10 protein-coding genes are annotated in these 10,932 nt (G+C 45.1%); 2 read left to right on the forward strand and 8 right to left on the reverse strand.

Features of this window, described 5'->3' with window-relative positions; genetic code table 11:
• The coding region (locus Q0590_RS35550) for a transposase (RefSeq protein ID WP_302042440.1) at positions 1 to 625 on the forward strand (625 nt) is incomplete at its 5' end.
• 92 nt (positions 626 to 717) lie between these two features.
• Here Q0590_RS35550 and Q0590_RS35555 read toward each other — a convergent pair.
• From Q0590_RS35555 to Q0590_RS35590, 8 genes are all read right to left on the reverse strand, one after another.
• Positions 718 to 1,233, reverse strand: a complete 516-nt coding sequence (locus tag Q0590_RS35555) for a hypothetical protein (RefSeq protein WP_302042441.1) — start codon at positions 1,231 to 1,233, stop codon at positions 718 to 720.
• Between the two features lie 194 nt (positions 1,234 to 1,427).
• On the reverse strand, positions 1,428 to 2,333 hold the full coding sequence (locus tag Q0590_RS35560; RefSeq protein ID WP_302042442.1) for an IS3 family transposase: 906 nt from the start codon (positions 2,331 to 2,333) through the stop codon (positions 1,428 to 1,430).
• A complete protein-coding gene (locus Q0590_RS35565; protein WP_302042443.1) occupies positions 2,330 to 2,671 on the reverse strand; it encodes a hypothetical protein in 342 nt (113 codons plus the stop codon). Before Q0590_RS35565 ends, Q0590_RS35560 begins: the two co-directional genes overlap by 4 nt.
• Positions 2,672 to 2,803: 132 nt before the next feature.
• A complete protein-coding gene (locus tag Q0590_RS35570; protein WP_302042444.1) occupies positions 2,804 to 3,916 on the reverse strand; it encodes an OmpA family protein in 1,113 nt (370 codons plus the stop codon).
• A gap of 65 nt (positions 3,917 to 3,981) precedes the next feature.
• Positions 3,982 to 5,310 carry a Y-family DNA polymerase gene (locus Q0590_RS35575; protein ID WP_302042445.1) on the reverse strand — a complete coding sequence of 443 codons (1,329 nt, stop codon included), beginning with the start codon at positions 5,308 to 5,310 and terminating at the stop codon, positions 3,982 to 3,984.
• 81 nt (positions 5,311 to 5,391) lie between these two features.
• Positions 5,392 to 7,206 (reverse strand): reverse transcriptase/maturase family protein, encoded by a 1,815-nt coding sequence (locus tag Q0590_RS35580; protein ID WP_302042446.1) that lies wholly within the window; start codon positions 7,204 to 7,206, stop codon positions 5,392 to 5,394.
• A 542-nt stretch (positions 7,207 to 7,748) separates the two neighbouring features.
• Positions 7,749 to 9,467: a group II intron reverse transcriptase/maturase gene (gene ltrA, locus Q0590_RS35585; RefSeq protein WP_302042447.1), complete on the reverse strand. Its 1,719-nt coding sequence runs from the start codon at positions 9,465 to 9,467 to the stop codon at positions 7,749 to 7,751.
• A 611-nt stretch (positions 9,468 to 10,078) separates the two neighbouring features.
• Positions 10,079 to 10,570, reverse strand: a complete 492-nt coding sequence (locus tag Q0590_RS35590) for a LexA family protein (protein WP_366970800.1) — start codon at positions 10,568 to 10,570, stop codon at positions 10,079 to 10,081.
• Between the two features lie 176 nt (positions 10,571 to 10,746).
• Here Q0590_RS35590 and Q0590_RS35595 point away from each other — a divergent pair.
• Positions 10,747 to 10,932 (forward strand): hypothetical protein (locus tag Q0590_RS35595; RefSeq protein WP_302042449.1); only part of this gene is annotated, 186 nt, incomplete at its 3' end.

Raw genomic sequence — 10,932 nt, forward strand, 5'->3', positions numbered from 1 at the left:
AGTTTTTTGGACCAGTTTTCCCAGAATCACTGGACCAGCATCGCCAGAATACGCAATTGGCTATATTCCTGTACATGGTCTGTTTCAAATGGAAAGAGAAGGCTTTATTTATGATAAGCAACACGACTGCTATAGCTGCCCACAAGGTAAACCCTTGCCCCTCAGCCGTATTTATGCAGATAGAGAAGGGTATTGGAAAAAATCCTATAGAGCTTCCCGTACGGATTGTAAAGTTTGTCCTCTTAAGCAAACTTGTCTGGGAAAATCCAGAGAGAAAAAATTTGATGTAACTTATTACCAAGCTCACTATCAACGGGCTTACTTTAGACAGCTTTCCTCTAAAGGTCAATACATGAAAAAGCTCAGGCAGAGCAAGGTAGAACCAGTTCTTGGAACCCTGCTTAATTTTTTAGGCATGAGAAAAGTGAATACTCGCGGCCAAATGGGTGCCCACAAATGTATGCTGATGGCTGCCATTGCTTTCAACCTCAAAAAATACCTCCGCTTCACAGCCAGATATACCATCACTACTGCTAAGGCAGCTATTTCTCCTCTACGGCCCTTTTATTTTTTACTAAGCAAGCGTTGGCTAAGTTTCTATCTATACAAGATGGGAGAAAATTAGGTATCCTGGTAGCCTTAAGTTCTAAAACATTAAATTACTCAGCGGGAGTTGTGCAACAGTTACTGGTGTTAGGCTCAGTTCCTTTTTCATTTTTAATCTTTTCCAATATCATCATTCGTTGACAATTCAGATATTATTTCATCTACAGGTTTGATATCGGAGGTGGGTAGTTTGGTGATATCAATACCTAATGTTTCTAAATAGTACTTCTCCATACGTTGTTCAAATCCTTTCATAAACACCTCAAAAGCAGATTTATTTTTGTAATGAAAAGTATTCCTGGGAATAATCAAATTCTCTATGAAAGTAAGTGTATCCACTCCCTCCGAATGGATGAGCAGCAATCTTTTTTCATTTATTTGCTTTATCCTTGCTATTTCAGCTCCATTCTTAGAAACAACATTGTTTTGAATCTGCCATGGTTTAAGATCATAGCCTTGGACAAAATTAAAGGCCGATAGTGTATCCCCGTCCACATACAGCTCCTGATAGTTAATGGGGATACCTCCATAAAAAGGAGATTCTCCCCCATTTGATGTCCATTGCCAACTTCCTTTCAATTGTCTCGTCCTGAAAATAGTTGACAGTTTATGCGAGTTAATCCGCATATAGGTTTACAAATTTAATTAAATCCTAAATATAGTTTACATTTACTTTGCAGTTGCAAGCGGAAGTAGGCTCTGCTGAGGAGCAACCTACCAGGAATACGACTGCCAGATGAGCATATAAATCCGTTTATAGGTTTACCCCTGTAACGGATTTACTTTTATATGTATTTCTGTATATGCCTTATAAAACCTATTTATAGCATTTCCACCTCCTTTTTCTGTTTACTCCGGTAATAATTTTTCCAATGTTTTTTCAGTTCACCATTTCGCAGATGTGCTTCCACAGGAGTGAGCATATCAATACTACTATGAGGCCTCTGGTGATTATAGATGCTGATGGCCAGAGCAACAGCCTGCTGAGCCTCAGCAAAATTAGAATACTGTTCTTCTAATAATTCGTCTTTTAATATGCCATTGACTCTTTCAGCTAAAGCGTTCTCTAATGGGTCTCCCCTTTGCGCCATGCTGATATTGATAGCATGTTTAGTTAATAAGGCTACATAATCCATACAGCAATATTGTGTTCCCCTGTCGGAATGATGAATAAGTATGTCCCCATTGGCATTGGCAATAGCCATTTGTAGGGCTTGTATACAACCATCAGCAGACAAAGTTTCTGCTAAACAAAAGCCAACTATTTTGCGGCTATAAGCATCGGTGACCAGACTTAAGTAAGCAAAACCATCCTTAAGAGTGATATAAGTAAGATCACTTACATAGATCTGATTAGGAAGGGTTGGAATAAAATCAACAATAAGATTGTCATATTTGCGCATCCAATGATTAGAAAAAGTAGTAATAGGCTTTTTTTGTTTCCTTCGCCTGACTAACAAACCATTTTCTCTAAGTAAAGCAAATAAGGCATCTCGGCCAATTTGAATATCATGTTGTTGCATGAAGTGCCTCATCAGAAAGAATAGCTTGCGCGTTCCTAAGCGCTTTTGTTGTTTGCGGATCAGGGCCACTTGCCCTAATAGCAAATCTACTTGTAAAGCCTGTTTTTGTTTGTGTTGTTGATATTGATAATAGGATTGCCTACTATAACCAAGCAATGAGCAAAGTGTCTGTAAGCTGCGGCTTTCCACTTGCCCTAGGTTCATGATTGCTTGGTGCCAAACTTTTTTCTTAACTCTATTCCTGTATGTTCCTCTGAAAGCCGCAGAATTTCTTCTAAAAGCTTATTGTAGAGTTCAGCTTTGCGTAAAGAAGCTTGTAATTGTTTGACCTCCTCTGGAGGTTGGGCTAGTTCTGCTTGTTGTTTGGCTCTTTTTCTTTTCATTCTCTCTCGCCAGCTTATCTTTCTACCTTCATGTTTATGTATCCATCCAGAGATTGTACTTCCGGGTATATTGTATTTCTTTTCAAGTTTGCGATATGAAGTACCGCCAGCCAGGTATTCAGCAATTATCTCCTCTTGTGTGATCGTATGTTTCTTCATGGTGTACGAAATAAATTTACAAATGATTGTAAACCTATTTCAGGACGAGACATGTTGTAGAAGCCGATTTTAATTGACCATATATGGTAGAAAACATATAAAACATATACGGCTATATAATATAGATAAAAACTAGTGGGTTATCATTTCTATTTCTACCCTGCGGTTGATTCCTCTGCCCTCTTCTGTTTGATTGCTTTCTTTTGGTTTGGATTCCCCTAGCCCTTTGTAGCTGATGCGGCCTGCGGATACCCCCTTGGAGAGCAGATAACTCATAACCGCTTTTGCCCGCTTTTCTGATAGAAGCAGATTATCTGCCTGCTTTCCTATGTTATCGGTATGGCCGCTGATCTGCACGTTGATCTGGGGTTGCTCTTTCAAGTAGGCGGCTAGCTCATCTAGGATTGAAAAACTATTTTCCAGCAGCTCATACTTGCCAAAGGCAAAATTGGCATCCTCTAAAGTAATCAGGGGCGGCAGGAATTTGACAAGCGTATCTTGTAGCGGCAAGGGTGCTGCGATAGGCTCATCAGGCTCTAGGGCCTGCTCCTGCGGTTCTGCTTCTTCTATAGGGATAACACTTAACTGATCATAGCAGTAGTAGACAGAAAAATTTTCCCCCTCTACGGCTAGTAGTTGGGCAAGAGGCTCCTTATTAGCTCCCGTAAAGTTGCCAAGGGTCAGGTAGCGTTCACCTCCCTTTGCCTTATAAAGGGCTTGTACCTTCATCCACTTGTTGTCTAAGGAAAGTAGCGGATAAGCTTTTGATGTTAAGGAGGTATAGGCAGCCTTATAGCCGGTTGGATGAAAGGCTGAGGGCAGCGGTTTGGAGGAGAGATACACGGACATTTCATGCAAGGGCTGCTCATCGGGGGAGGCTTTGAGCACATACATACTGACCTGATACTGCCTTTTTCGTTTTAGGGGTTTACTTAATTTCACCTGTGTAACTTCACTTCGTTTGTGATTCATCCACTGACAGAGGCATACATCCCCAAATTCGATGAGTTTGACGTATTGGAAAGTAGTGGGCCCTAAAAAAGGATTGAAAAAGCCCCGGGTGATTAGATCGGCATTGATAAAATGGCGGGAGGCAATATCCGGTGATCCGGCGATCATGTGCCAGCTTTTGGCAAATTTTCCCTCAAATTGCTCCAGGCTAGGATTGCTGATAAGATTCTGGCTATAGGCAAGCCTGATGCTAAGTAAAGAAAACAGGATTGAAAAGATTGTTTGTACACGCATGCACTTACCCTTGTTACGGTGATGGCTTTGATTGCTTTAACGCTCAGGTAGCTCTTTTTCTTGTATTAGCTAGCCTTGAGCACGGATTCCCAGCGGGTGGTATAGCAGGGAGATAAGAACTTTCGCTGCATGGGCCAGTTTTTCTGCTCGGCTAGATGGGTCTGCAAGGCAAACTTGACGGGTGGATCAAATACGCCTTTCTTTCCCATTTTTTGATTCACCTCATCTATGGTTTCCATTAAAAACGATTGCCGGTTTCGGTCTACAGAGTCAAACAGATCCATCTGTACAGCATCCTTTGTATGCAGCCCTGTGAGCATCACGCCAGCCTTTTTGTAGGCATAGCCCGGTCGGTAAATAGATCGCAAGGCCAGGCGCACGTAATGCAGAATTTCAGCCGTATCAGCCGTAGCTACCGGTAGTCGCATAGTTCGGCTGTTTGAATACTGGGGCAAAGTTGTGTTAAATCCGTTTGTATGAATAAAGATCGTAACAGCTCTTGCTACCGTGTTTTCTTTCCTAGCCTTTTCTGCACACTTAAAGGCAAAGTTGGCTACCACTTCCTCCATTTCCTTGTAGGTGGATACATACTGCCCAAAGCTACGGGAGGTGCAGATGGCTTTTTTGGTAGCCGATACTTTTTCCAGCGGGATACAGGAGATACCCTTTAGCTCGTATTGCAAACGCAATCCGGAGATGGCCATGTGCTTTTTCACCCAGCCTTCGGGCAGCCCTTTGAATTGCAGGGCTGTTTTGATGCCCATTTCCTGCAATCGCTTGTTATACTTTCGTCCAATGCCCCATAAGTCTTCTACTGGGTACTTCTCTAATAGTTCATCTATTTCATCGGATGTGCGGATTAGTTTTATCCCCTCGTTTTTCTTGGCCACTTTATTGACTGCTTTGGCAAGGGTCTTTGTGGGGGCAAGCCCGATGGATACGGGGATGCCTGTCCATTTGAGTGTCCGCTCCCTAATCAGGTGGGCATGATCGGGCAGCCTGCTTTCCTCAAATCCGGAAAAGCCAAGGAAGCACTCATCTATGGAGTAGATTTCAGATTCTGGGGCAAGCGAGGATAACACGGTCATCATCCTATTAGACATATCCCCGTAAAGCTCATAATTAGAAGAGAATACCTTTACCCCATGTTCATCAATTGTTTTCTTTGCCTGATAGTAGGGCTGTCCCATCGAAATACCTAAGGCTTTGGCCTCATTGGATCTGGCGATGATAGAGCCGTCATTATTTGAAAGCACCACTACCGGCTTTCCGTTGAGGGATGGGTTAAATACCCGCTCACAGCTTGCGTAGTTGAGTAGGCGGGGAGTGTTTCCACTCCCAACCCCTCTAAGAACCGGACGTGAAGTAGGGTAGGCGACCAGCGAGTTGCCCATGTCGGCACTTTTCCAATCGCCCCCCTCCGAACCGGGCTTGCACGTTTCCGTGCACCTCGGCTCTCCAGTAATCTTTTCGTTTTAGAGGGCCTTCCCATTATAACGTCCATACTGGATTTTTTGATGACATTGCCGGCAAACTATTAGTGTTTTGCGTTGCCGGGCACTCATCTTCATTTTCCAATCCGGTTGCGGGGAACGGCCTGATTGCTGTAGGTCTGAAAGTTTGCGAATATGATGCACTTCAATGTGATCCTTAGTTCCGCAAAGTTCACATTCCTGAGCCAATAACCGCTCGACTACTTCACTACGACGGCTCCAGATCCGGCTAGCACTACGATCATCATCCAAACTTACCCATTGATTCCTTCTTAAAGGAATTCCACCAAAGTGTGCTACCAGTGGCTTTTTCCCGGCTCTCTCCCGTCTTATTTCTAGCACCTTGTAGCTGCCTTCCTTGAGTTGAAGGCGTCTTCCATATTGGTGGTAGATCCGAGGGCAAGTCGTTCTAAACTTCTTAGCCAGGGTTTTTACCAGAGATACTTCCGTCACGTGCCTGAGTCTTCCCAACGTATGCAAATTATAGGCCAGGCGGTAGTACCCAACTACCCCCCGATACTCAGCTTGATACTGGGTCACAATGCTATAGGCATCATCTGGTACCCGTTGTGTCAAATGGATAGGCTTGCCTTTATGTTGGTATTTGGCGCAATGGGCTTTTGTCACACTATCCGGTACACGAAAACCAACGCTGCCATTAATACAACGCTGACCGCGATGGTCGTGCTTACTGTCTGCATGCAGCACGTGAAGTTGGTAACCCAAGAAATGGGCTTTTTCCTCTCGTGCATGAGTAATGAGCGTCTTCTCTTCACTGAGTGTCAACTTAAGGTCTTCCCTTAAGAATCTAGCAAGCCGTTCTTTAATTGCTAGTGCTTCGGCTTTTGTACCCACTAGCCCAAGCAGACAATCATCAGCGTATCTGGTATACCAGAGCCGTCGGAAATTAGGATCATTAGGATCACGCGACGGAATCTTTTGGGCTTGTTTGTTGAGTATGCAGGCTTGTTCCAGGTTTCCGGATTTTCGCGCTTTAGAGGCTGCCCGGGTAAGGGCTACATATGGAGGATTGGTCCGACGACGTTCCCCCTTGGTATAGACCGGGATCAGTTCCTGTTCTACGTACTTATCTAGTTTATCCAGCACTAGATTGGAAAGGATCGGGCTTACTACCCCACCTTGCGGAACACCGCTATACGTAGCGTTCCATTTCCAATCTTCCAGATACCCTGCTTTTAGCAAACCACCTATGAGTCTGAGAAAACGATTGTCATGAATTTGTTCTCTCAGAATGTCAAGCAGCACCGAGTGGTCTATCTTGTCGAAACAGGCACTAATGTCCCCCTCAATAAACCATTTGGTAGCCCGACCCTGCCGGGATACTTCCTGCAAGGCTGTATGACAACCTCTGCCAGGGCGGAATCCATGGGAGTGCGGGCTGAACTGCGGTTCGTAGTAAGCTTCCAACAAGGAGCGAATAACTTCTTGTAAAAGTTTATCCGACCAGGTGGGCATACCTAATGGTCGCAGTTTGCCATTCTTCTTGGGTATGTAGATGCGGCGCACAGGGGTCCAGCGATACTTCTCGTAGCGTAATGCTTCGATGATTGTAGTAATCTTCTCCAGACACATGCCGTCCACGGTTTCTGTGGTAATCCCTTTAGTCATAGCACCTTGGTTCCGGTACAGCTTTCCGTAAGCATGCAAATATAGACCAGGATTGTACAGTAGCCGGTACAATCCTTCCAGCGGCAATTTTCGCTGCCCTCTTTGTCGAATGATGTGCAGTATCGTTTCGGCTGTTCGCATCTCGCGTACCTTACTAATTGCTGTCATCTGATTACCTGTTCCACTTGGCCCTGTAAACGGCTTTCCCGTTCTCTTTAGTGGCTCGTTACCTCCACAACTACTATTGGAACTCCGTTACCTTAGCAGTCGCCTCCCGTAGGCAATCCCGTGTTCCGTCACTGACCAACGTACTAGCATGATTTAGGTCCCCTACTCATGTCCTTGAATGAGTTCATTACTCATCGCTCATCAGTCAGGAGCTACCAGGAACGAAACTAGAATTCCTGGCTACTGATGACATCGGTGTACAGACGTGCTACCGAAGGATGTGATGTTCCATCGCTGGACATTAGGGTTCAGGCAGTTTAGCTTTAACCTTGTCATGCAGGTGTTGCAGAGCCACAGCTTACACGTCTTCGGTTGTGCTCCGCTTTAGCAACATGCTATTTTCCCCTTTCCCTTTCAGGATTAGGTTAGTTGTTCACCTCAGTGTCTTTTTCCTGAACACTGACCAGTTGAGCTGGTAATTTAATCAGTGCGTGCCACGGCGCACAGTTTCCCTTCATCCGGCTCAAGCCTCTATAACGCCATTAGAAATGACGCGGCTTATCAACTTTTAAATGAAGGCTGTGGACCTTGCGATGGCATTCCGGATGAAGGAGCACCCGATTCTCGGAGGAATCTTTTCCGCCATGTACCCTCCATTCGATGTGATGGTTGTGCCAGCCCGTTTCTTGGGTGATGGCCAACTGGCAGAGTGGGCATTTGCCCTTCTGCTCTTTCCATAAGAATAAGAGTTGCTTTCTTCCTTGAAGCGATTGTAGCATCTGTTTCTGCCATCGTTCTTCGAAGTAAGTTTCCCATTCAACATCGAACGGGTTGGCGTGGGTACGGATCTTAACGTGTCGACGAATTTTGACCGAACTGGCGTAGAATAGTTTGGGTTGAATAACCCGGCCATCTTTCTTGCCTATCGGTTCTCCGCAAAAGATCCAGTTCCGGTTTCCTTCCCGACAGAAGTACTTTCGCTTAATCCATTTTTTTCCTTTACGCTTATGCCTTCGCAGTGCCCATTTCCACAACGCGTTGAATACCGTAATATCCAGTCTTCGGAAGGCTCTAGAACTACAGGTATGCTGGTGAAAGTTTGCCCATCCCCGAATGACTGGATTCAGGTATGCAATCAGGTCACTCGCACTAACCTGTTTATTGCTCTTAATTAACTTGCGCACCTTTTGTCTAATTGCCAGGTTGTTTTCCTGGGAAGGACAAATGATCAGTTTCTGGTTGTACTTTCGAAGATTTCTTCCTAGAAAATCAAACCCTTCGCTGATATGGGTGATGCGAGTTTTTTCTTTAGAGAGTTCCAATCTCCGTTCTCCGAGATATTCCTCCACCAAGGCACGGATTTCCTCCATTGTTTCCTGTTCCGCCGCTGTGATAATAAAGTCATCAGCATACCGGATCAGGTGCACTTTGGGATAGACATTACCATGGCTGCGGTGAACCTTCTTAAAACGGGTAGCCAGGGCGGATTGCAAACCATCCAGAGCCAGGTTGGCTAGGATGGGGGAAATAATACCGCCTTGAGGAGTACCTTCTTCACTTGGATGCAACAGGTTCTTATCCATAAAACCAGCTTTCAGCCATTTAGTCAGGATTTGCTTATCCATTGGCACATTCTTTATCAACCAATCGTGGCTAATTCGGTCAAAACAACTGCGGATGTCGGCCTCCAAAACCCATTGTGGGGAGTCTTTTCGGCTTAACCATGCAAAGCAATACTCAATGGCGTCGATAGTAGCCCGTTGTTTTCGAAATCCGAAGGAGTTCGGGTCGGCCAATGTTTCGGCTACCGGTTGCAGGGCAGCGGCATATAGCGCTTGCATCGCCCGGTCTTTCATCGTTGGAATGCTTAATGGCCGCAGTTTTCCGTTCCGTTTAGGAATGTAAATACGCTTAAGTGGTTGGGGCTGGTAGCCTCGTTGTCGTAGTTGGGCAATTGCTTGCAGTTTGCGGGCGGGTGTTTCCCAGCGTTGGTTGTCCACCCCGCTGGTTCGCCGGCCTTCATTTTCAGTTACTCGTTTTACCGCCTGTGCTTTGGCACTAAACGAGTGGGTCAGCAGGTGTTGCAGGGAGCGAACCTTGCCCCACCGACCTTCCCGAGTGGCCTTCACGATACGGGCTTGGAGACGATTAGTGAGCCGTTGTGCTTTTTGCCAGTCAATGGCATACCAGCCAGCCTGCTCGCTGGAAACCGCACCATTCGAATCCGGGAATTCTCCTGTCATCTGCTTTGTTTCCTTCATCTGTTTATTCAAGTTTTTTCGTGATCAGAGACCAGGCGGAAGTCTGCCCGCTTTCGCGTGAGGTAATCTTACAACCCCTATCCCCCTCATTACAAGGAGGCCTTCGCTTTTTCCGCCATCCTTTACCCACACCGGTATGGGTAGCCTTTGCAGGATACTTTCCTTTGTAGGACCAGTATGGGCTTACCGTGTTTCGATCATCGGCCTACGAATGGGTTAGGTTCTTCCTTTTCGCCGGTGGCATCTTTGTCCGTGATTGGGGAAACATTCAGCCCCAATACCTGCCACTTTACCTGTTGGTTCAAGCCTATCAGCATCTTTGGCTTGTTCGTGCTTAACGGCGTTTATCAGAAGTTCGCATGTGCTAACCCTACCATTCTACTCTAGCCCTGTTCCACTTGATGCTGTGGAACCATCTTTGCCTCACGGCTTGGATGGGTTTCGGTACATTGTCGGGTTGCTTCGTACAAGTTGTTACCTTCCTGCACTTCTCCCTAGAGTACAACCGACGGAACGATTAGTTATCACGGACCATGTGGCCTGGATAACAAACCGATAATCGACTTTTCACGTCGCACAAAATTATTCCCGTCTGCCAAGGCGAACATAGGCTAGCGTTTTTTAGTGTTAAACTTAGTACAGATGGCTGTTACTACGCCAAAGGGGTGAAAGCTCTCCCCCTCTTTTATCTCTCTTGCCGGATAGACTTTGTTTTCCGGACATAAAAACGTTTTGCCTTTCTCATAGCGCAGCCGCTTGACAAAGCATTCGCCATTGATAAAAGCGACTACTATATCTCCCTCCGATGCTTCCAGAGATTTATCTACTATTAGCAAGGTTCCATCAAAGATGCCTGCCCCAATCATCGAATCGCCTTGGGCTTTGACAAAATAGGTCGTGGTTTCATTCTCTACCACGTAGTCATGTAGGTTGAGCTTCTTTTCCTCATAGTCTGAGGCCGGGGATGGAAAGCCGGCAGAGACCTTGCAGGCAAAGAGCGGCAACGGCTTTTTTTTGCGTTTCTTTTGTTGGATAGTAGAGCGTAGAGGCCATAGGCTACAAATTTTTAGCAGGCATGAGAGCAATTCTTGCTCAATACACAAAATTTATACGCGCAATGTCAAGGAAGTACTACAACTTTTTTTGTATAGGCTAAATTTTGTATACAACAGATGTGTATACCTGCTTGCTTTCCGAGTTCAAATTTAGTATAATAGGATCTAAGGTAATGTGGGATTTCGTCCTCCATAACCTCTTTCCTTATTTCGTTGATAAGGCTTTGAAAACTATTTGTTTTAGCTATTTTACAGCATCTAAGGGTATAGAAAGGCTATTCTTTAACATAGCAAAATTAATTTCCACTTTAACATTTTATACTATAGGACGGGCAAGAGGGGAAGAAAAATTTAGAGGGGAAAAAGTGCCGGTTTATAGCAAAGATGTTTTTTATAAACGAGCGAATTTT

The sequence above is a fragment of the Rhodocytophaga aerolata genome, from assembly GCF_030503435.1.
Lineage (GTDB): Bacteria > Bacteroidota > Bacteroidia > Cytophagales > 172606-1 > Rhodocytophaga > Rhodocytophaga aerolata.